Source organism: Sphingobium sp. Z007 (assembly GCF_900013425.1).
Lineage (GTDB): Bacteria > Pseudomonadota > Alphaproteobacteria > Sphingomonadales > Sphingomonadaceae > Sphingobium.
This window is the reverse complement of the sequence record NZ_FBXK01000005.1, coordinates 2,979,075-2,997,771: the sequence shown is the minus strand read 5'-3', so window position 1 is coordinate 2,997,771 and position 18,697 is coordinate 2,979,075. Positions and strand designations below refer to the sequence as shown.

Below are 18,697 nucleotides of genomic sequence, written 5' to 3'. Positions count from 1 at the left end.
CGCCCCGGCTTAGATGCGCAGGACGCAGGCGCCCCAGGTGAAGCCGCCGCCCATCGCTTCCAGCACGACCAGGTCGCCGGGCTTGATCCGGCCATCGCGCACCGCATAGTCGAGCGCCAGCGGCACCGAAGCGGCGGAGGTGTTGGCGTGGCGATCAACCGTCACCACCACCCGGTCGGGCGACAATTTGAGCTTGCGCGCGGTCGCGTCGAGGATACGGGCATTGGCCTGATGCGGCACCAGCCAGTCGATTTCGTCGGTGGACAAGTCGGCGATGGCCATGACCTCCTTGAGCACGGAGGCGAGGTTGACGACGGCGTGGCGGAACACTTCCTGGCCGCGCATCCGCAGCTTGCCGACGGTCTGGGTCGTGGACGGTCCGCCATCGACATAGAGAAGCTGGTTGTGGCGGCCATCGGCATGGAGTTTGGCGGCCAGGATGCCACGCGCGCCCTCTTCGCTCTCTTCCGCCCCCAGCACAACCGCGCCGGCGCCGTCACCGAACAGGACGCAGGTGGTGCGGTCTTCCCAGTCGAGGATGCGGCTGAAGGTTTCCGCGCCGATCACCAGCGCGCGTGTTGCCGCGCCCGACCGGATCATGCTGTCGGCCACGGTCACGGCATAGAGAAAGCCAGAACAGACCGCCGCCACGTCGAACGCGACGCAATCGTCTATGCCAAGCGCCGCCTGCACCTTTGTCGCGGCGGCGGGGAAGGTCTGGTCGGGGGTCGCTGTTGCCAGGATGATGAGGTCGATGTCCTGCGCGGTCAGGCCTGCCGCCACGATCGCCTGACGCGCGGCATCGGCGGCCAGGCTGGCGGTGGTTTCGCCTTCGCCGGCGATATAGCGGTTGCGGATGCCGGTCCGCTCGACGATCCATTCGTCGCTGGTATCGACCGTCTGCGCCAGTTCGGCATTGCTGACCGCACGAACGGGCAAGGCCGAGCCCGTGCCGAGCAGGATGGAGCGACGAATCACTTGACGGGCTGCTCCAACTTGGACGCAGCGGCCGACAGCGCATGGACGCCGGCCATGTCGGCGGCGATCCGGCGGGTGATGTCTTCCTCCAGCAGGCGGGCGGCCACATGGACAGCGTTGGCGATGCCCTTGTCATTCGCGCTGCCATGGCTTTTCACGACCACGCCATTGAGGCCAAGGAAGACCGCGCCATTATGGTTGTTGGGGTCGAGATGATGTTTGAGCAGGTGCATCGCGGGCTTCGAGATCAGGAAGCCGATCTTCGAGCGGATCGAACTGGTGAACGCCTTGCGCAGGACGTCGGTAACGAAGCGGGCGGTGCCCTCCGCCGTCTTGAGCGCGACATTGCCCGAAAAACCGTCGCACACGATCACGTCGGCGTCGCCGCGCGCAATCTTGTCGCCTTCGGTGAAGCCGTCAAATTGCAGCGGCAGGCTGGTCGCGCTACGCAGCACGGCGGCGGCGTCGCGGATCTCGTCCGTGCCCTTCAAGTCTTCGGTGCCGATGTTGAGCAGGCGTACGCGCGGCCGTTCCAGATCGAAGGCGATGCGCGAATAGGCCGCGCCCATCACGGCGAACTGGACAAGGTTGCGGGCGTCGCACCCGGTATTGGCGCCCAGGTCGAGCATCACGACGTCATTGTCGCCCAGCGTGGGAAGCAGCGCCGCCAGCGCGGGGCGATCAACGCCGGGCATGGTGCGCAGCGCCAGCTTCGCCATCGCCATCAGCGCGCCGGTATTGCCAGCGGAGACGGCCGCGCCCGCCTGGCCCGATTTCACGGCGGCGATCGCCATGCTCATCGAGCTGCTCTTCTTGCGAATCGCTACGCTCGGCTTGTCGGAGCCCGCCACGACGGTATCGGCGTGGACGATTTCCGAGGCTGCCCGCAAATTGGGATGACCGTCGAGCGCAGCCTTGATCTGCACCTCGTCGCCAAACAGGGTGAAACGCAGCCCGTCATGACGGTGGCGGGCCAAAGCCACACCCGCCATCATCACGCGCACGCCTTCGTCCCCGCCCATCGCGTCGATTGCGATCCGCGGCTGACTGGACACTTAAGATCACCCCTTTACGGAGATGGGGATGGGCTTACGCCCCAACGGCGACGATTTCGCGGCCGTTATAATGCCCGCAGGCGTCGCACAGATTGTGAGGACGCTTCAGTTCGCCGCAATTGGAGCATTCCTGGAATGCTTCGACGCGCAGCGAATCGTGGCTACGGCGCATGCCGCGCTTGGAGGGGGACGTTTTCCTTTTGGGGACAGCCATGTCGGCACCTTGTTCCGTATAATATCAAGTTGTGCGACCGGCCAGTTCCGAACAGAAAAGCTGACGCCAACGGCGCCGCAGACCCATGCGGCCCGGTGATCGCGAAGCCCTGCGCCTATAGCGCTTTTTGTTCGGGGCGCAAGGGTTTCTTCCCTTTGGCCTTGCCGGATCGCCCATGCCGGTTAGGGTACGGCGCTGGAAACGAGGGGATAGTCCATGCTGCTGCCGATCACACTGACCTTTGCCGCGGCCTGCGGGCTGCTCAACCTGTGGATCGCGACTCGCTGTGCGCGGATTCGCATCGCCGACAAGGTGATGCATGGCGATGCGGGCAACAGCCTGCTGGCGCGGCGGATGCGCGCGCACGCCAATTTCGTGGAATATACGCCGATCGTACTGATTCTCTTCGCGCTGGTGGAGATGGCGGTGGGTGCGTCGCTATGGCTGTGGATCGGGGCGCTGGTCTATGTGGTGGCGCGGGTCGCCCATGCGTTCGGCATGGACGCGGATAGGCCCACGCTGTGGCGCGCGGGTGGCGCGCTGCTGACTTGGGGCGTCATGGTGGCGATGGCGATCGCCGCTCTGACGATCGCCTATGGAGCGACGCGGGAAATGCCAGTGCCGCCCGCCATGGCGGCGCGGGGGTAGTTACCCTGCCAGAACCGAATCGGCGACATAGGGGTTGGTGCGCCGTTCATGGGCGAAATTGCTCATCTGGCCATGGCCGGGGACGAACGCCGTCTCGCCGCCCAGTGGCCACAGCTTGCCGGTGATGGCGTCGATCAAATCCTGATGATTGCCGCGCGGGAAGTCCGTGCGCCCGATCGATCCCTGGAACAGCACGTCGCCCACGATGGCGAGTTTGCTGGGCGCGTGGTGGAAGACGACATGGCCGGGCGTGTGACCGGGACAATGATAGACGTCGAAGGTCAGATGGCCGACCGTCACCTGATCGCCATCGCTCAGCCAGCGATCCGGCTCGAAACTCTCGCCCGGCAAGCCCCAGCGCTCGCCGTCCTGCGGCAGCCGGTCGATCCAGAAGCGATCATCCTCATGCGGCCCTTCGATCGGGACATTGAGGTCACGCGCCAGCAAGCCGGCCTGGCCGCAATGGTCGATATGGCCGTGGGTGACGAGAATCTTCTCGATCGTCACGCCCTGATCGACAGCCGCCTTCTTGAGCACCGGCAGGTCGCCGCCCGGATCGACAAAAGCGCCGCGCATCGTTTGCGTGCACCAGAAGAGGGTGCAGTTCTGCTGCAACGGGGTGACGGGGATCAGGACGGCTTTGAGCGGCGGCGTAGTCATGGCGCTGATGTGGCGAAGGTGACGGGCAGACGCAAGGGTCAGGCCGCGTCGTCGGTCACCGCGAACGGTTCGGCCAGGCTGATGCTGTCCAGCACCTTGGCGGTTTCGTCGCGCACGCGCAGCATCACGCGATGCAGCCGACATTCCGATTCGGGCAGGCAGTTGGTGCAGCTTTCATGAGCGAAGCGGCTGGCGCAAGGCGTCAACGCGAGCGAACCGCGGGTCAGCCGGACAATGTCGCCATAGCTGACGTCCACCGGCGCCAGCGCCAGCCAATAGCCCCCGTCCCGCCCCCGCTGGGTCGCGACCAGCCCTTCGCGCGACAATTCGGACAGGATCACCGTCAGGAATTTGGACGGAATATTCTGGCGCGTCGCGATTTCGTTGAGGGGCACCGGACCCTGGCGGTAGCGATCGGCCAGATGCTGAAGCGCACGGATGGCGTAACGGGTCTTCTGGGACAACATGGGTCCGTTATTCGCGCCCGCGGCTGCTTTGGCAAGTCAAGCGAGGCAAGAGCGAAAGAAGTTTTCGGGCTGGAGGCCGCAGAATGAAGAACGCCTTGTCCGACTAGCGGGCAGGCTCCAAAGCGGCCTTCGCCTGTCCGGGGAAGTCGCTGAAGATGCCATCCACGCCGGTCGCCGCGATAGCACGGACCCAGGAGGCGAAGTCGCCGCGGCCCTGCGGATCGTCGGCGCGCTGATATTGCGGCGGCAGGAAGCTGTTTTCCATCCGCAGCGTCCAGACATGGACCTGCAAGCCCGCATCATGAGCGCGGCCGACCAGCGCAGTCGGGCCTTCGGGCGCGATTACCAGCGCCGCCGACGGACCGACGCCATCGGCATAGGTGGCGATGTCGGTGAGACCCTGGACCGTCAGCATGTCCGCATAGGTCGTACCGGGCAGGTCGGCCGGGCCGCCCTCCGCATCGATCAGCTGGATGAGGCGCAGCCGCGTGGCCGCGCGCAGGGCCTTGAGATTACCGACTTCGAAGGACTGGATGAAGACCGGGTCGGCCTCGCCCTGATAGCCGTAGCGGCTGAGCAGATCGAGCAAAGCCGCCTGATGCGGCAGGCCGAGGCCCGCAAAATAGCTCGGATGCTTGGTTTCGGGATAGAGGCCGATGCGGCGACCGGTTTCGGCCTCCTTGGCGCGAACCAGCTTCAAAATCTCTTCGAAGGTCGGGATCGGATAGAGATCGTCGAAACGCCGGTTGGCCGGGCGGACATCGGGCAGCCGTTCGCGCGCGCGCAGGGTGCGCAGTTCGGCGAGGGTGAAGTCCTCGGTGAACCAGCCGACCATGGCGACGCCGTCGATCGTCTTGCTCGTCTTGCGATCGGCGAATTCGGGATGATCGGCGACGTCGGTGGTGCCGCCAATCTCATTTTCATGCCGGGCGACCAGCACGCCGTCCTTGGTGAGCACCAGGTCCGGCTCGATATAGTCTGCCCCCTGGTCGATCGCGCGCTCATAGGCGGCGAGCGTATGTTCGGGCCGTTCGCCGCTGGCGCCCCGATGGGCGATCAGGATCGGTTCGGCTGCCAACGCCGATGGGGTCGCAGAAAGGGAGATGAGGCTCATCAGCAGAAACAGTGTGATGCGCGCCAGCCCCCGCCCGATCATGCCTTCACGCCCTGGAGCGCATTTTCATAGGTGGTCGCCTTGAACCCGATGATGGTTTCGCGGCCGGTGTCGAGGATGGGACGCTTAATCATCGACGGGTTGGTGATCATCAGCAGGATCGCCTTGTCCGCGTCGATATGCGCCTTGTCGCCCGCATCCAGCGCCTTGAAGGTGGTGCCGGAGCGGTTGAGGATGGTTTCCCAGCCATGTTCCATCACCCATTCCTCCAGCTTGCCCTTGTCGACGCCGGCGACCTTATAATCGTGGAAGCTGTAGCTGACCCGCTCATTATCCAGCCAGTTGCGGGCCTTCTTGATCGTGTCGCAATTTTTGATGCCATACATGGTAATCATGATGCCGTGCTCCTGTTACCCTTTGAAGGCGGTGACTTCGATTTCGATTTTCATGTCCGGCTTGACGAGGCCGGCGACGACGCAGCTGGCCGCGGGGCGGATGTCGCCGAACACGGGGCCCGCAATGTCGCCCATCACGTCCCAATAGGCCGCGTCGGTGATATAATAGGTGACGCGCACCACATCGGCGAAGGCAAAGCCCGCCTCCTCCAGCGCCTTGCCGATCACCTTGAGCGCGTTCCTGCCCTGCGCCACCACATCGTCCGGCATGATCTTGGTTTCAGGATCGGTGCCGGTGGTGCCGGCGACAAAGCACCAGTCGCCCTGTACGACGGCGCGCGAATAGCCGACCTGCGCCTCGAAGGGCGAGCCGGAGGAAATGAGCTGGCGGGGCATTCGGATTCCTGCTGCAGTGCGAAAGGATCAGAGCGGCCTTTGCCCCCTTGTCCAAAGGCTGTCCAGTGATTTCCCGGCCAGCAATTTCCCCGGAACGGCGGGCGCGCCCGGCCGTTGGGAACAGATCAGGCATCAGGCCCAAGGAGACATAAGATGGACCGCCCTACCCCCGACCGCGAATTGGAAGAGAATAAGGAGCAGGCCGAGGCCGGCACCCAAGCGCAGGACGTCGCGGACGATGCGCGGGCGCGCGCCACCGATCTGGCGGAAGAGAGTGAGCATGGCGGCCGCACCAACCTGGCCCAGATCATCCCCGACGACGTGCCCGACCTGGTCGACAAGATGAACGAAATGAACCGGTCCGGCCGGATCGACATGGACGCCTATGCCGGCGAGCCGCAGATGGATGACGAAGAGGAGGAAATGGGGCGGACCGACGACGAGGACGAAGAATAACCGACCAGGCGCGCCTTATTGCCCATCGTCTGGGCCATGGCCTTACCCGGCGGAGGACTGATATGCGCCTGCGCTGCGATGGCACAGACGATCGCTAGCGTGCATCGATCGGCTAGTTCGGGCGAGGCTCGGCGGCGGCGTCATCCATTCGGCTCCATTTTAAAGGGTTTCGCCCAGCATGGCGGCACCGGAGTATGTGGCATTGAGGCGGGTCAAATCCTTTCGACGCCGGATCGGTGAAAAGCTGGAGCGGCTTTAACGCCCTGTTTTCCAGGCGCTCGCTAAGGCGGGGGCATGGCGAACAGATGGAATGGGCAGCAGCGGCCGTCGCAAAAAGGCAAGGTGCAGCAGGCGTGGGTCGCGGAGGCCCGGCGCGCGGGGGCAGGGCGACTTCGATCCGCGCCAGCGCGTCGCCGCGGGTTAAGCGGACCGGCACTGATCTACCTGCTGTGCCTGGCGCTGTTGCTGGGCCATTATGGGCCGGGCTGGATCGATCGGTTCAGCCTGCCGACGGTGGCCGTACAGACGCCGGCCGCGCCGACACCAGTTGTTGCGACAGACAGGCTGTCGGGCAATTTTGGCTTTTGCCATAGCGGCGGCGGGACCAATTGCGTGGTCGATGGCGACACATTCTGGTTCCGCGGCGACAAATATCGCATCGCCGACATCGACACGCCCGAAACCCATGGACCGCGTTGCGCGGCGGAGGGCCAACTTGGCGCGCGCGCAACGCGACGGTTGCAGGTGCTGATGAATGATGGCGCCTTTTCGCTAGAGAACGCGGATCGCGACACGGACCGTTATGGGCGGGCGCTGCGGATCGTGACGCGAGAAGGCCAGTCGATCGGCGACCAATTGGTTGCCGAAGGACTGGCCCGCCCATGGGATGGCGGTCGCCACCCTTGGTGTTAGGTGCTTAGCGGCAATTGACGCCGCCGCGGTCGATTTCGCGGCCCAGCAAAGCGCCGGCACCGCCACCGATTAGCGTGCCCAATATGTTGGACTGGCCCTGCGCCAGCTGGTTGCCGAGCAGGCCGCCCAGCGCTGCGCCGACGATCAGGCCAGTAGTGCCATCCGAACGGCGGCAATAATAGCGGTTGTCGTTGCCGCGATAGATGCGGGTGCGGCGATCGACCCGGATCGGCGCGTAACCGGTGCGATAATAGCGGTCGGGGCGATAGGACCGGCCATAGCGCGGGTCGGGGCGGTTCCAGTCATAGCTGTAGACCGGGCGGCCGGGACGGATATTGCCGGGCCGCACGCCGGGGCGATCGGGCCGCCAGGTGCGACGATCATCGCGGCGATCGACGCGCCTGTCCTGGCGCACATCGCGACGGACTTCACGGCGATCCTGACGGACATCGCGCCGCACTTCGCGACGGTCCTGGCGTACTTCCCTGCGGTCCTGACGCACGTCGCGACGATCGTCACGCCTGTCCTGGCGATTGTCCTGGCGATTGTCGCGGCGGTCTTCGCGCCGTTCACGATTGTCCTGGCCGGGTTGGGCGAAGGCCGGGGTAGCGGCAATGCCGGTCATCGCCATCGCGCCGAGCGACAGAGCGGCGATGGCTTGTTTGAACGAAAATGTCATGGGCGGGTGTCCTTGCCTCTTGGTAGCGTGGCGATAGAACCCGCGGTGATAGGGAATGTTGCATGAACGGAACAAAACGCGCCGTTCAGTCCGGGGACAGGGGCGGCGGCGGCAGGAACGATCCGGCCTTTTTACATATCGACCATGGCAGATTTTGCGCATGGCGATCTTCCTTTGTATCGGCGCGCTTTGTATCGGCCCGATGGCAAGCTGCCGATAGGCAAGAGCCGAACTATCATAGCGTGGCGGTTGCGCGTAGGCGTGCGCTGGCGGAAGGCGTCGGGTTTGTAGAAGACGCTGGAGCTGTTGGTGACCCGACTGCGTCGGATCCTCCGCTCTGATTTATGGGTGTGAGGCGATGCCCTACCCGTCAACCGATCCCGTTTGACCGCAAATCGCTTTATGGGTGTCAGAGCGCGTTGGCGAGGGCGGCGCGCTGTTCGTTGGTGAGGCCGTCGGCGGCGTTGTCACCCTGTACGCCCTGGCCTTCGTCAGCGGAGCCGACGAACTGGATCGCGGTGAGTATCACCAATATTGCCCAGAGCAGCGCGAACCAGCGGCTGGTGAAGATCGAGCGGAGGCGGACGCCGAAAAACATGGAGCGCAGCATAAGGCGCGCGGGGTTAAGGAAGCCTCACCCTCGCGACGTGGCCCTATCGGGATAGGGGCCGGTGTCGGGCGCGGCGAAGGTGATGGGGCTGGTCAGCACGACTTGGTCGAGCCGCGTGGCGCTCATGCAGCGATGGCACCAGCTCTGGTCGAAGGCGACCTCCCGCACCCACTCCTGCGCCGCCACGTCCCACGCCGCGCAGGCGTCGCGCGTGACATGGTCGCTGCCGCAGACATTGCAGATATAGATGTGGTGGAGGGGCGTTTGAGGGATCGGAGGTAGCTCGGCCATGAGGCGAACATAAAGCGATTCGCGCCGTTTTGGCGGGAGATGAGTCCGTTATGGACCCGACATTTGGCGTCAGGCGGCGGCTTTGCGCGATCGGGTCTGGTCGCCACGCTCCGCCAGCAGACCGGCGATGGAAATGTCTTCGTCTATGTCTTCCCAATGGAGGCCGCTCGGACTCATCTCGACCTGCGCCCGCCGATCGGGCGTCGCGTGCAGCAAGCGCGGAAACCAGGCAAGCGGCACCCCAGCGTGCGACCATCTTCGAGATTGATCCAGAAACTGTGGTCATCAAAACGGACAGCGAGGGGTGCAGTCGGGGAAGCGATATAGTTCGCTCAAGCCGCTGCTTTGCGCAACATGCCTGCTTCGCTCAAGCGCTGGTGCAGCGCTGTCGGCGAGAGTTCAAGGCCGTTGGGCCAGGCGAGCGCGCCGGCTTCGATAAAGGCGCGGGAGAAATAGGCGGGGTCCGCCAGCGGCGCGGTCAGTTCCGTGCTGCGGGCGATCAGATCGGCGGCCGACCAGTGCGCGGCGCTGCCATCGCTGAAGGTCAGGTCGAGTTGGGCCGGACCGGCGGGCTGGATATGGGTGATCTTAATCAAGATCGGCTCCGGGGATCATTTCCCTCGGCAGCAACGCTTCGCTGCAATGCCACTTTGCCCTGCGTTCGGCACTGTGGTCCAGCGCCCATTGCTGCACGATCCGCGACGCCTTTTGGGCAAGGCCGCCCGCAATGATCTCGCCGGTCGCGATGGCGACGAAAGCCGCAAAACCGTGATAGCTGGCATGAAAATGCGGCGGTGATTATCGTCACGATATATCCGAATGACGATGCCGAAAAAGAGGGAGATGATCGGCATAGTCTCCCTCCTTCAACAACCGCCGCGTCGTTTCACTCCGCCGCGATGCCTGCCGCCTTGAACATATCGGGGTCGGCCTCGTCCGTGTTGGCCGCGTCGCTGCCCTTGATCTTCTGGCGGCGGTCGAAGGCGTCCCAGACGTCGTTCCACTGCCCGCGCGTCGCGCCCTTGGAATATTCGGTCGAACGGGTTTCGAAGAAATTGGCGTGCTCGACGCCGTTCAGCATCGGGGCGAGCCAGGGGAGCGGATGCTCGTCGATCATGTAGATGGGTTTCAGGCCGAGCTGACCCAGGCGCCAGTCGGCGATGTAGCGGACATATTTCTTGATGTCCTTGGGCGTCATGCCAGGCACCGGCCCCATTTCGAAGACGAGATCGACAAAGGCGTCCTCGATGCGGACGGTCTTCTGGCACATGTCCATGATGTCGTCCTTGACCGCGGGGGTCAGGCAGTTGCGTTCCGCACAGAAGGCGTGGAACAGCTTGATGATGCCCTCGCAATGGAGCGTTTCGTCGCGGATCGACCAGGTGACGATCTGGCCCATGCCTTTCATCTTGTTGAAGCGCGGGAAGTTCATCAGCATCGCGAAGGAGGCGAAGAGCTGCAGCCCTTCGGTAAAGCCGCCAAACATGGCGAGCGTGCGGGCAATATCCTCGTCCGTGTCGACGCCGAATTGTTGCAGATAGTCGTGTTTGTCCTTCATTTCCTTATACTGCATGAAGGCGCTATATTCGCTTTCGGGCATCCCGATCGTGTCGAGCAGATGCGAGTAGGCGGCGATGTGGACGGTTTCCATGTTGCTGAACGCGGTCAGCATCATCTTGACCTCGGTCGGCTTGAACACGCGGCCATATTTTTCGTGGTAGCAATCCTGCACTTCCACGTCGGCCTGGGTGAAGAAGCGGAAAATCTGCGTCAGCAGGTTGCGCTCATGATCGGACAGCTTCTGCGCCCAGTCGCGGCAATCCTCACCCAAGGGCACTTCCTCGGGCAGCCAGTGCAACTGCTGCTGGCGCTTCCAATATTCATAGGCCCAGGGATATTCGAAGGGCTTGTACACCTTGGAGGCTTGGAGAAGAGGCATGGGGTTCGTCCTTAATGTAATTTGATTGTTTCGATGCCCTCAACAGGGCCGAGAAATCCGAAAGTCAGGGCGCAGGCAAAAACAAAAAATAGTGGTGCAACAATCATCTGGATTTTGCCGATCAGGTTGAGCCGACCCAACGGCAGCTCTGAACCTTCTATCGGCATTCCAAACAGCTTACGGCCAACGAAGGGGTTCGTAGTCATGCGAGCAAAGCGCAGACCGTTTACAAACACCCCCAAGGCAATGACCGCGACAACCGCGAGAAAGATGCGCCCGTCGGTCATGCGACCATCTCCGCCGCTGCGCGTTCAACGCTCGTTACCCCCCGTACAGGAGAAATATCATGGTCGACCTGACCAGCATCAAGGAACATGCCGAAGTGATCGGCGCCGATGGCGTCCATGTCGGCACCGTCGACCATATGGACGGTGACCGGATCAAGCTGACCAAGAAGGACAGCGGGGAAGGCAGCCATAAGGGACATCATCATTATATCAGCCAGGGCCTGATCGCGGCGGTCGAGGATGACGGCACGGTGCGCCTGAGCGCCAATGCCGACGTCGCGGTGACGTTTGAAGAGGAAGAATAGGGCGAAGAAGAAGAGTGAGCGCGCGGGCGCGGCGGCATAGGCCGTCGCGCCCGGCCTCCATGCCTTATTGGCAGGCAAGACACTCGTCATAGTCGGTGGTCTCGCCGATTTCGAACTTGGGGGCGTCGATCGTGTTGTCGGCCTCCACCCCCCCAGCGAAGCCCGCGCGCTGCACGCTCTTCGAACGCAGATAGTAGAGCGACTTGATGCCCAGTTCCCAAGCGCGGAAGTGGAGCATGAGCAGATCCCATTTCTCCACATCCGCCGGGATGAACAGGTTCAGCGACTGCGCCTGGTCGATATAGGGCGTGCGGTCGGCGGCGAGTTCAAGCAGCCAGCGCTGGTCGATTTCGAAGCTGGTCTTGAACGTGTCCTTTTCTTCCGGCGTCAGGAAGTCGAGATGCTGGACCGAACCACCCTTTTCCAGAATCGAGTTCCACACCGCGCTGCTGTCCTTCGCCTTGGCGACCAGCAGCTTTTCCAGATAGGGATTCTTGATCGAGAAGCTGCCCGACAGCGTCTTGTGCGTGTAGATGTTCGCCGGGATCGGCTCGATACAGGCCGATGTGCCACCGCAGATGATGGAGATCGACGCGGTCGGCGCGATCGCCATCTTGCAGGAAAAGCGTTCCATCACGCCCTGGTCGGCGGCGTCGGGACATGGGCCGCGTTCCTGCGCCAGCATCATCGACGCTTCGTTCACCTGCGCGTTGATATGCTTGAAGATGCGCAGGTTCCAGGACTTGGCCATCGCCCCTTCGAACGGGATGTTGCGCGCCTGGAGGAAGCTATGGAAACCCATGACGCCCAGGCCCACCGAGCGTTCGCGCATCGCACTATATTTGGCGCGGGCCATTTCGGGCGGGGCGCGGTCGATATAATCCTGGAGCACATTGTCGAGGAAGCGCATGATATCCTCGGCGAAGGTCGGATGATCCTTCCACTCGTCCCAGGTTTCCAGGTTCATCGACGACAGGCAGCAGACCGCGGTGCGATCATTGCCCAGATGGTCGCGGCCGGTGGGCAGCGTGATTTCCGAGCAAAGGTTGGAGGTCGACACCTTCAGCCCCAGGTCGCGATGATGTTTGGGCATCATGCGGTTCACCGTGTCGTTGAACACGATATAGGGTTCGCCCGTCGCCAGCCGCACTTCGACCAGCTTCTGGAACAGCGCGCGGGCGTTGACAGTGCCGCGGATCGACTGATCCTTGGGGCTGCGCAGATGGAAGTCGCTGCCATCGCGGACCGCTTCCATGAACTCGTCAGTCAGCAGGACGCCGTGGTGGAGGTTGAGCGCCTTGCGGTTGAAATCGCCGCTGGTCTTGCGGATTTCCAGGAACTCCTCGATCTCCGGGTGCGAGACATCGAGATAGCAGGCGGCCGAGCCGCGACGCAGGCTGCCTTGGCTAATCGCAAGGGTCAGCGAGTCCATGACGCGAACGAACGGAATGATGCCGCTGGTCTTGCCGTTGAGGCCGACCGGCTCGCCGATGCCGCGGACATTGCCCCAATAGGTGCCGATGCCGCCGCCGCGCGAGGCGAGCCAGACATTCTCGTTCCAGGTGTTGACGATGCCTTCCAGGCTGTCGTCCACCGAGTTCAGATAGCAGCTGATCGGCAGGCCGCGACCGGTGCCGCCGTTGGACAGGACGGGCGTCGCCGGCATGAACCACAGTTTCGAGATATAGTCATAGACGCGCTGGGCGTGCGCGGCGTCGTCGGCATAGGCCGCCGCGACGCGGGCGAAAAGATCCTGATAGGATTCGCCGGGCAGCAGATAGCGGTCGTTCAGCGTATCTTTGCCGAACTCCGTCAGCAGCGCATCGCGCGACGGGTCGGTCGCGACGGGGAAGCGCCGCGCCTGCACGGTCGAGGAGGTCAGCACCTCCGGCTCCGGCCGCGTTTCCACGGGCGCGGCCTGGGGCTGGGCCAAGGCCTGCGCCTTCATATCATCCAAAAGATCGTCCATCACAGTCGCCACGTCGCCAGCACCTTGTCCACTATCTCGAAAATCCATGCGCGCCCCCGATGTTCCTGTTCCGTTCGATTCGGTCCAGTGGGTCGCGACAAGCCGCGCATCCTAGCATGAACCATACCGCGCCGGGGACGGAAAAAGGCCCAACCGAGCGATCGCAGGGACAGAAATCCCCTAACGCCAGACAATCGCCCAGCCACGCAATCACAATCTGTTGGGTGACCCCCGTTAACCCGATACCATAGATAGTGCCATAGCCGCTCGGTGGCGCAAGAGGGTAAATGACAGTCAGGAGACTCCGTGTGGCGTCGATCGACGCCATTTCACCAACCCGCACAGGGGCGACGCATGGACTTTCAGTGCCCCGCAAAAAGGCAAGAGGGATGATGGGGAGAGAAAAATAAATTTCGCTTGTCAGGCCTTTTTAGACGAAGGTCTAAGCGGTGGCGGCAGTCCCTCGGCAGGGCGGTGCCGCACGATGATCGGACCCGGCCAGATGCGGAGGATGCCTGATGATTCTCTATTACCACCCTCTCTCTTCCTATTGCTGGAAGGTGCTGATCGCCTTTTACGAGAATGGCGCGCCTTTCGCGGCGCGAACGCTGGAGGATGCCGACGTCGCGCGGGAATGGATGGACCTGTGGCCGATCGGCAAATTCCCGATATTGCGCGATCCGGCGCGCGACGCCACCATCGGTGAGGCGAGCATCATCATCGAATATCTCGCCCAGCATGAAGCCGGCACCTTCCGCCCCATCCCCGCCGATCCCGACGCGGCGCTGGAGGTGCGGCTGATGGACCGGTTGTTCGACAATTATGTCATGGGGCCGATGCAGACGATCGTGGCCGACCGGCTGCGGCCGCAAGCGCAGCGCGATGCGGTCGGCGTGACGCAGGCGCGCGACCTGCTGGCCAAGGCCTATGCCATGCTGGAGGCACGGATGGCGGGACGGCGCTGGGCGGTGGGCGAAGCCTTTACTCTGGCCGACTGCGCCGCCGCGCCGGCGATCTTCTATGCCGACAAGATCGCGCCTTTGGGGACCGAATTTCCGCTACTGGCCGCCTATCTGGCGCGGCTGGAGGCCCGGCCCAGCTTCGCCCGCGTGCTGGAGGAGAAGCAGCCCTGGTGGCACCTCTTCCCCTTTGCGGACGGCTGAAGCTGGACTTGGGCAGGATTCCCCACTAGCCGCTGCCCCTGCATGGACCCGCTGTGCAGAGGCGGGCCGCAGATAAGGGAAAAGGGCAAGATGACGCTCATCAAGACCGCCGATCTGATCGACAGCGTGGCCGACGCGCTTCAGTTCATCAGCTATTACCACCCGATGGATTATATCCGCGCGCTGGGCAAAGCCTATGAGGCGGAGGCTAATCCGGCGGCCAAGGACGCCATCGCCCAGATCCTGACCAACAGCCGTATGTGCGCGGAGGGGCATCGCCCGATCTGCCAGGACACCGGCATCGTCAATGTCTTCATCAAATGGGGCATGGACTGTCGGCTGGACGATAATGGCCGGTCGATGCAGGAGGTTGTCGATGACGGCGTGCGCAAGGCGTATCTGAACCCCGAAAACCGCCTGCGCGCGTCGATCCTGCGCGACCCGGCTTTCTCGCGGCAGAACACCAAGGACAATACGCCCTGCGTGCTGACCGTGGAGATGGTGCCGGGCAACAAGGTGGTCATCGACGTCGCGGCCAAGGGCGGCGGGTCGGAGAATAAGACCAAGTTCAAGATGATGAACCCCAGCGATTCGATCGTGGATTGGGTTCTGGAGATGATCCCGCAGATGGGCGCGGGCTGGTGCCCGCCGGGCATGTTGGGCATCGGCATCGGCGGCACCGCGGAAAAGGCGGTGGCGCTGGCCAAGGAAAGCCTGATGGAACCCATCGACATGGGCGAATTGAAGTTGCGCGGGCCGCAGAACGACATCGAAAGGATGCGGATCGAGATTTTCGACAAGGTGAACGCGCTGGGCATCGGCGCGCAGGGGCTGGGCGGGCTTTCCACCATCCTTGACGTCAAGATTTACGATTATCCCTGCCATGCGGCGGGCAAGCCGGTGGCGATGATCCCCAATTGCGCCGCAACGCGCCACGCGCATTTCACGCTCGACGGGTCCGGTCCGGCCTATTTGGAGGCGCCCAAGCTGTCGGAATGGCCCGATGTTGATTGGAAACCGAGCAAGGAAGCGATCCGCGTCGATCTCAACAGTCTGACGCCAGAGATCGTGCAAAGCTGGAAGCATGGCGACCGGCTGCTGCTCAATGGCAAGATGCTGACCGGGCGCGACGCCGCGCACAAGCGCATCAAGGACATGCTGGCCAAGGGCGAGAGCCTGCCGGTCGATTTCAAGGGACGGGTGATCTATTATGTCGGCCCGGTCGATCCGGTGCGCGACGAAGTGGTCGGCCCAGCCGGTCCAACGACCGCGACACGCATGGACAGCTTCATGGACATGATGCTGGAACAGGGGCTGCTGGGCTGCGTCGGCAAGGCCGAGCGCGGGCCGGCGGCGACGGAGAGCATCCGGGTCCACAAAAGCGCCTATCTGATGGCGGTCGGCGGCGCGGCCTATCTGGTCGCGCGCGCGATCAAGGGCGCGAAGGTCGTGGGCTTCGAGGATCTGGGCATGGAAGCGATCTACGAGTTCGATGTGCAGGATATGCCGGTGACGGTGGCGGTGGATAGCGAGGGGCAGAATGTCCATCGCCTCGCCCCGCTGGTGTGGCAGGAAAAGATCAAGCGCGAGAAGCTGCTCGAAGGCGCTTGACCTTCATCAACCCTCCCCATCGCCAAATGGGGAGGGTTGAAGGAATCGCGCTAATTCCGATCAAGTCGCTGGCCGACACCGGGAACTCGCCCCCTCCGGTCCGCATTGTCACCGGCATTCTATAGCCGGAGCATCGCCCATGTCCTTTACCCAGCTCGATCCGCCCCTGCCCGTCCATGTCGAAGGCAAGGGAAAAGGCTATGCCCTGGCCGTCATCGATTATGGGCAGGAACATAATTTGATCTGGGTGACGGGCTTGTCCGACACCGGCGAAATCTGGTGCGCGCCCAATCCGCTGGTGCGGCTGGAGGCAAACTGGACGATGGGGCGTCAGGGCCTGTCCCATGGCCTGCCGCCGGGTGCCAAGCCGAGCTGATATTCACTCAAGCCGTCTGGTGTATGTCATACACCGCTGATACTCTCCGGTCCCATGACAGGGGAAATCGAAGCGGCAGGCGACGCGATCAACGGGGGCATGCTGGCGCGCGCGGTGGAGCCGGGTCATGGCGAAGCGCATGACGCAGGCCATGGCGCCTGCCGCAATTGCGGCGCGGCGCTATCCGGCAACTATTGCGCCAGTTGCGGACAGGCGGCGCATCTCCACCGCAGCTTCGGCGCGATCGGCCATGACCTGGCGCATGGCGTGCTGCATTTCGAGGGCAAAATCTGGACCACCCTGCCCGAACTGGCGCTGCGACCGGGGCATCTGACGCGGCGTTATATCCAGGGCGAGCGGGCGAAATTCGTGTCACCCTTCGCCCTGTTCCTGTTTTCAGCCTTCCTCATGTACGCGATTTTCTCGCTCACCAGCCATGGGCCGGAAGCCGGGAAAATGGTGCAGATGGACAAGGGCGAGATCGCCGAGTTGAAGGAGGAGGAGGCCCGGGCCGACGCCCAGATCGCAACGATCCAGGCGGAGCTGGCGGCGCCCGGCCTGTCGGCGGCGCGCAGGGAATCGCTGACCGAAGACCTGGCCGAGGCGCGCGAGGAACGCCGGGGGCTGACCATGGCAAGCGGCCTGACCGATTCACTGCGGAGCGAGGGCCTGAACGGCGGGGTAGCCCAGACCGTGGGCACGGCCATTAGCGCCGCCGCAAAGAACCCGGAGTTCGCCTATTATAAGCTCAAGGCCAACGCCTATAAATTCTCCTGGGCGCTGATCCTGATTTCGCTGCCCTTCATCTGGCTGCTCTTCCCGTTCAGCCGCCGCTACAAAATGTACGATCATGCGATCTACATTACCTATTCCATCGCCTTCATGTCGCTGCTCTTTTCGGTTTCGATGGTGCTGACCATGGTGCATGTGACCAGCGGGGTGGTAACGCTGGTCCTGCTGCTTTTCGCCATCTGGCATATGTATCGCCAGTTCAAGGACGCCTATGCTTTGTCACGGATGGGCGCTTTGTGGCGGATGCCCCTGCTCTATGGCTTTGCCTGCGTGTCGCTCTCGCTCTTCTTCACTTTCCTGGTGATGATGGCCTGATAATGATGGGATGACGCCTTGCGTTCGCCCTGTATAGGGCGGGCATGATTACATCCCCGATCTGGTTGCCCGCGACGCTGATCGCCGGGGCGGTGCAGGCGTGGCGCACTGCGATCCAGCGGCGCGTCAGCCACAGCCTGTCGATCAATGCGGCGGGGCTGGCCCGCTATCTGTACGGCATCCCCTTTACCCTGCTGCTGCTAGGCGGCTATGCCCTGCTCTTTCCCGCGCCACTGCCGGTGATCGGGTCCAGCTTCCTGCTCTTCTGCGTCGGCGGCGGGCTGGCGCAGATCGTCGCCACCAATTTGCTGATCGCCGCGTTCAAGCATCGCAATTTCGTGGTGGGCACCGCCTATTCCAAGACCGAGGCGGTGCAGGGCGCGCTGCTGTCCTTTCTGCTGCTGGGCGAACGGCTGCGTCCGCTGACCTGGGCCGGGATAGGGTGCGGCGTGATCGGCGTGATGATCCTGTCCACCGGGGGCAGGCGCATGGGACCGGAGGATTTCCTGCGCGCGCTGGGCCAACCGGCGGCAAGGGCCGGCATCGCGTCTGGATTTTTCTTCGCGCTGACCGCGATCGGCATCCGCCGGGCGACGCAGGCGGTGGGCGGAGACGACCGCATCCTTGCCGCGCTGCTGGTGCTGGTCGCCACGGTGCTGGTGCAGACGCTGATGCAGGGCGCCTGGCTGATGGCGCGCGAGCCGGGCGAGATGCGGCGGGTGTTGGCGAGCTGGCGAGTGTCGGGACAGGTTGGATTGCTGTCCGCGCTGGGCAGCGCCTGCTGGTTCACCGGCTTTGCCACCGCGCCCGTCGCGCTGGTGCGGATCGTGGGCCAGGTCGAAGTCGCCTTCACCATGGCGTTCGGCCATTTTTACCTGAAGGAACGGCTGCGGCGGAGCGAGGCGGCGGGATTGCTGCTGGTGGTGAGCGGCGTGGCGCTGGCGCTGATGGGCGCTTTATAAGCGGAGCATTGCGTCGGATCGCCGCATCGCTAACCATTCCTTCACCATGGTCAGTTAGCCCCTTTCCTGTGGGAAAAGACGCGCACTCCGAAACGATCGCCCA

At 63.4% G+C, this 18,697-nt stretch carries 25 protein-coding genes and 1 pseudogene; 9 read left to right on the top strand and 17 right to left on the bottom strand.

All coding sequences use genetic code 11. The features are described 5' to 3' along the window. Nucleotides 1–9 precede the first annotated feature (9 nt). The 3 genes from CEQ44_RS22470 to rpmF are packed head-to-tail and all read right to left on the bottom strand — an operon-like array spanning nucleotide 10 to nucleotide 2,247. On the bottom strand, nucleotides 10–978 hold the full coding sequence (locus CEQ44_RS22470; RefSeq protein ID WP_088184135.1) for a beta-ketoacyl-ACP synthase III: 969 nt from the start codon (nucleotides 976–978) through the stop codon (nucleotides 10–12). Then, the gene (plsX, locus tag CEQ44_RS22465) at nucleotides 975–2,033 is read right to left on the bottom strand and encodes a phosphate acyltransferase PlsX (protein ID WP_088184136.1); all 1,059 of its coding nucleotides are present in this window, start codon (nucleotides 2,031–2,033) and stop codon (nucleotides 975–977) included. Before plsX ends, CEQ44_RS22470 begins: the two co-directional genes overlap by 4 nt. Before the next feature lie 34 nt (nucleotides 2,034–2,067). Next, entirely contained in the window at nucleotides 2,068–2,247 is a 180-nt protein-coding gene (gene rpmF / locus CEQ44_RS22460; RefSeq protein WP_066606737.1) for a 50S ribosomal protein L32, read from the bottom strand. A 216-nt stretch (nucleotides 2,248–2,463) separates the two neighbouring features. Here rpmF and CEQ44_RS22455 point away from each other — a divergent pair, with 216 nt between their 5' ends. Beyond that, nucleotides 2,464–2,895: an MAPEG family protein gene (locus CEQ44_RS22455; protein WP_088184137.1), complete on the top strand. Its 432-nt coding sequence runs from the start codon at nucleotides 2,464–2,466 to the stop codon at nucleotides 2,893–2,895. Here the strand turns inward: CEQ44_RS22455 and CEQ44_RS22450 are convergent, their stop codons facing one another. From CEQ44_RS22450 to CEQ44_RS22430, 5 genes are all read right to left on the bottom strand, one after another. After that, the gene (locus CEQ44_RS22450; RefSeq protein ID WP_088184138.1) at nucleotides 2,896–3,555 is read right to left on the bottom strand and encodes an MBL fold metallo-hydrolase; all 660 of its coding nucleotides are present in this window, start codon (nucleotides 3,553–3,555) and stop codon (nucleotides 2,896–2,898) included. A gap of 38 nt (nucleotides 3,556–3,593) precedes the next feature. Further along, entirely contained in the window at nucleotides 3,594–4,022 is a 429-nt protein-coding gene (locus CEQ44_RS22445; protein WP_088184139.1) for an Rrf2 family transcriptional regulator, read from the bottom strand. 103 nt (nucleotides 4,023–4,125) lie between these two features. Next, nucleotides 4,126–5,178 carry a glycerophosphodiester phosphodiesterase gene (locus tag CEQ44_RS22440; protein ID WP_088184140.1) on the bottom strand — a complete coding sequence of 351 codons (1,053 nt, stop codon included), beginning with the start codon at nucleotides 5,176–5,178 and terminating at the stop codon, nucleotides 4,126–4,128. Then, a complete protein-coding gene (locus tag CEQ44_RS22435) occupies nucleotides 5,175–5,531 on the bottom strand; it encodes an ArsC family reductase (protein ID WP_088184141.1) in 357 nt (118 codons plus the stop codon). Before CEQ44_RS22435 ends, CEQ44_RS22440 begins: the two co-directional genes overlap by 4 nt. Nucleotides 5,532–5,546: 15 nt before the next feature. Beyond that, nucleotides 5,547–5,927: a RidA family protein gene (locus tag CEQ44_RS22430; protein WP_088184142.1), complete on the bottom strand. Its 381-nt coding sequence runs from the start codon at nucleotides 5,925–5,927 to the stop codon at nucleotides 5,547–5,549. Nucleotides 5,928–6,080: 153 nt separating this feature from the next. Here CEQ44_RS22430 and CEQ44_RS22425 point away from each other — a divergent pair, with 153 nt between their 5' ends. Continuing rightward, entirely contained in the window at nucleotides 6,081–6,383 is a 303-nt protein-coding gene (locus CEQ44_RS22425) for a hypothetical protein (RefSeq protein WP_088184143.1), read from the top strand. 294 nt (nucleotides 6,384–6,677) lie between these two features. Further along, nucleotides 6,678–7,295, top strand: coding sequence for a thermonuclease family protein (locus CEQ44_RS22420; RefSeq protein ID WP_176400316.1), 618 nt, complete (start codon nucleotides 6,678–6,680; stop codon nucleotides 7,293–7,295). 4 nt (nucleotides 7,296–7,299) lie between these two features. On the opposite strand, the gene CEQ44_RS22415 is transcribed toward CEQ44_RS22420, so the two are convergent. The 8 genes and pseudogenes from CEQ44_RS22415 to CEQ44_RS22380 form a co-directional block, all read right to left on the bottom strand. Then, on the bottom strand, nucleotides 7,300–7,974 hold the full coding sequence (locus tag CEQ44_RS22415) for a glycine zipper 2TM domain-containing protein (protein WP_088184144.1): 675 nt from the start codon (nucleotides 7,972–7,974) through the stop codon (nucleotides 7,300–7,302). A 409-nt stretch (nucleotides 7,975–8,383) separates the two neighbouring features. Next, on the bottom strand, nucleotides 8,384–8,584 hold the full coding sequence (locus CEQ44_RS22410) for a hypothetical protein (protein WP_254913848.1): 201 nt from the start codon (nucleotides 8,582–8,584) through the stop codon (nucleotides 8,384–8,386). A gap of 24 nt (nucleotides 8,585–8,608) precedes the next feature. Further along, the gene (locus CEQ44_RS22405; protein WP_088184145.1) at nucleotides 8,609–8,875 is read right to left on the bottom strand and encodes a hypothetical protein; all 267 of its coding nucleotides are present in this window, start codon (nucleotides 8,873–8,875) and stop codon (nucleotides 8,609–8,611) included. Between the two features lie 69 nt (nucleotides 8,876–8,944). Then, on the bottom strand, nucleotides 8,945–9,091 hold the full coding sequence (locus CEQ44_RS25185) for a DUF2442 domain-containing protein (RefSeq protein ID WP_254913849.1): 147 nt from the start codon (nucleotides 9,089–9,091) through the stop codon (nucleotides 8,945–8,947). A gap of 116 nt (nucleotides 9,092–9,207) precedes the next feature. Further along, nucleotides 9,208–9,471, bottom strand: a complete 264-nt coding sequence (locus CEQ44_RS22395; RefSeq protein ID WP_088184146.1) for a DUF2442 domain-containing protein — start codon at nucleotides 9,469–9,471, stop codon at nucleotides 9,208–9,210. Continuing rightward, a pseudogene (locus CEQ44_RS22390) lies at nucleotides 9,464–9,658 on the bottom strand (DUF4160 domain-containing protein); the annotation flags it as partial. The gene CEQ44_RS22395 and the pseudogene CEQ44_RS22390, both read right to left, overlap by 8 nt. Nucleotides 9,659–9,761: 103 nt before the next feature. Further along, nucleotides 9,762–10,814 carry a ribonucleotide-diphosphate reductase subunit beta gene (locus CEQ44_RS22385; RefSeq protein ID WP_088184147.1) on the bottom strand — a complete coding sequence of 351 codons (1,053 nt, stop codon included), beginning with the start codon at nucleotides 10,812–10,814 and terminating at the stop codon, nucleotides 9,762–9,764. An 11-nt stretch (nucleotides 10,815–10,825) separates the two neighbouring features. Then, nucleotides 10,826–11,101, bottom strand: a complete 276-nt coding sequence (locus tag CEQ44_RS22380) for a hypothetical protein (protein WP_088184148.1) — start codon at nucleotides 11,099–11,101, stop codon at nucleotides 10,826–10,828. Nucleotides 11,102–11,160: 59 nt separating this feature from the next. On the opposite strand from CEQ44_RS22380, the gene CEQ44_RS22375 reads away from it, so the two are divergent. Further along, complete coding sequence (locus CEQ44_RS22375) at nucleotides 11,161–11,406, top strand: DUF2171 domain-containing protein (protein ID WP_088184149.1); 246 nt, start codon at nucleotides 11,161–11,163, stop codon at nucleotides 11,404–11,406. 64 nt (nucleotides 11,407–11,470) lie between these two features. Here CEQ44_RS22375 and CEQ44_RS22370 read toward each other — a convergent pair whose 3' ends face one another. Further along, entirely contained in the window at nucleotides 11,471–13,375 is a 1,905-nt protein-coding gene (locus CEQ44_RS22370) for a ribonucleoside-diphosphate reductase subunit alpha (RefSeq protein ID WP_088184233.1), read from the bottom strand. Between the two features lie 518 nt (nucleotides 13,376–13,893). Between CEQ44_RS22370 and CEQ44_RS22365 the strand changes: the two genes are divergently transcribed. The 5 genes from CEQ44_RS22365 to CEQ44_RS22345 all read left to right on the top strand — a co-directional run bounded on the left by CEQ44_RS22365 (nucleotide 13,894) and on the right by CEQ44_RS22345 (nucleotide 18,594). Next, nucleotides 13,894–14,538 carry a glutathione S-transferase family protein gene (locus CEQ44_RS22365; protein WP_088184150.1) on the top strand — a complete coding sequence of 215 codons (645 nt, stop codon included), beginning with the start codon at nucleotides 13,894–13,896 and terminating at the stop codon, nucleotides 14,536–14,538. A 90-nt stretch (nucleotides 14,539–14,628) separates the two neighbouring features. Beyond that, nucleotides 14,629–16,149, top strand: coding sequence for a fumarate hydratase (locus CEQ44_RS22360; protein WP_088184234.1), 1,521 nt, complete (start codon nucleotides 14,629–14,631; stop codon nucleotides 16,147–16,149). A gap of 139 nt (nucleotides 16,150–16,288) precedes the next feature. After that, nucleotides 16,289–16,525, top strand: coding sequence for a hypothetical protein (locus tag CEQ44_RS22355; RefSeq protein ID WP_088184151.1), 237 nt, complete (start codon nucleotides 16,289–16,291; stop codon nucleotides 16,523–16,525). Nucleotides 16,526–16,579: 54 nt separating this feature from the next. Continuing rightward, on the top strand, nucleotides 16,580–17,632 hold the full coding sequence (locus tag CEQ44_RS22350) for a DUF3667 domain-containing protein (RefSeq protein ID WP_088184152.1): 1,053 nt from the start codon (nucleotides 16,580–16,582) through the stop codon (nucleotides 17,630–17,632). A 44-nt stretch (nucleotides 17,633–17,676) separates the two neighbouring features. After that, a complete protein-coding gene (locus CEQ44_RS22345) occupies nucleotides 17,677–18,594 on the top strand; it encodes a DMT family transporter (protein WP_088184153.1) in 918 nt (305 codons plus the stop codon). Nucleotides 18,595–18,697 lie beyond the last annotated feature (103 nt).

Excerpts from the sequence above, each read along its gene's own strand:
- CEQ44_RS22355 (WP_088184151.1), top strand. The coding sequence starts at position 16,289 with ATGTCCTTTACCCAGCTCGATCCGCCCCTGCCCGTCCATGTCGAAGGC.
- CEQ44_RS22455 (WP_088184137.1), top strand. The coding sequence starts at position 2,464 with ATGCTGCTGCCGATCACACTGACCTTTGCCGCGGCCTGCGGGCTGCTC.
- CEQ44_RS22375 (WP_088184149.1), top strand. The coding sequence starts at position 11,161 with ATGGTCGACCTGACCAGCATCAAGGAACATGCCGAAGTGATCGGCGCC.
- CEQ44_RS22365 (WP_088184150.1), top strand. The coding sequence starts at position 13,894 with ATGATTCTCTATTACCACCCTCTCTCTTCCTATTGCTGGAAGGTGCTG.
- CEQ44_RS22420 (WP_176400316.1), top strand. The coding sequence starts at position 6,678 with ATGGCGAACAGATGGAATGGGCAGCAGCGGCCGTCGCAAAAAGGCAAG.
- CEQ44_RS22445 (WP_088184139.1), bottom strand. The coding sequence starts at position 4,022 with ATGTTGTCCCAGAAGACCCGTTACGCCATCCGTGCGCTTCAGCATCTG.
- CEQ44_RS22350 (WP_088184152.1), top strand. The coding sequence starts at position 16,580 with ATGACAGGGGAAATCGAAGCGGCAGGCGACGCGATCAACGGGGGCATG.
- CEQ44_RS22360 (WP_088184234.1), top strand. The coding sequence starts at position 14,629 with ATGACGCTCATCAAGACCGCCGATCTGATCGACAGCGTGGCCGACGCG.
- CEQ44_RS22380 (WP_088184148.1), bottom strand. The coding sequence starts at position 11,101 with ATGACCGACGGGCGCATCTTTCTCGCGGTTGTCGCGGTCATTGCCTTG.
- CEQ44_RS22450 (WP_088184138.1), bottom strand. The coding sequence starts at position 3,555 with ATGACTACGCCGCCGCTCAAAGCCGTCCTGATCCCCGTCACCCCGTTG.
- CEQ44_RS22405 (WP_088184145.1), bottom strand. The coding sequence starts at position 8,875 with ATGGCCGAGCTACCTCCGATCCCTCAAACGCCCCTCCACCACATCTAT.
- CEQ44_RS22430 (WP_088184142.1), bottom strand. The coding sequence starts at position 5,927 with ATGCCCCGCCAGCTCATTTCCTCCGGCTCGCCCTTCGAGGCGCAGGTC.
- CEQ44_RS22345 (WP_088184153.1), top strand. The coding sequence starts at position 17,677 with ATGATTACATCCCCGATCTGGTTGCCCGCGACGCTGATCGCCGGGGCG.
- CEQ44_RS22410 (WP_254913848.1), bottom strand. The coding sequence starts at position 8,584 with ATGCTGCGCTCCATGTTTTTCGGCGTCCGCCTCCGCTCGATCTTCACC.
- CEQ44_RS22370 (WP_088184233.1), bottom strand. The coding sequence starts at position 13,375 with ATGGACGATCTTTTGGATGATATGAAGGCGCAGGCCTTGGCCCAGCCC.
- CEQ44_RS22440 (WP_088184140.1), bottom strand. The coding sequence starts at position 5,178 with ATGATCGGGCGGGGGCTGGCGCGCATCACACTGTTTCTGCTGATGAGC.
- CEQ44_RS22385 (WP_088184147.1), bottom strand. The coding sequence starts at position 10,814 with ATGCCTCTTCTCCAAGCCTCCAAGGTGTACAAGCCCTTCGAATATCCC.
- rpmF (WP_066606737.1), bottom strand. The coding sequence starts at position 2,247 with ATGGCTGTCCCCAAAAGGAAAACGTCCCCCTCCAAGCGCGGCATGCGC.
- CEQ44_RS22415 (WP_088184144.1), bottom strand. The coding sequence starts at position 7,974 with ATGACATTTTCGTTCAAACAAGCCATCGCCGCTCTGTCGCTCGGCGCG.
- CEQ44_RS22425 (WP_088184143.1), top strand. The coding sequence starts at position 6,081 with ATGGACCGCCCTACCCCCGACCGCGAATTGGAAGAGAATAAGGAGCAG.
- CEQ44_RS22435 (WP_088184141.1), bottom strand. The coding sequence starts at position 5,531 with ATGATTACCATGTATGGCATCAAAAATTGCGACACGATCAAGAAGGCC.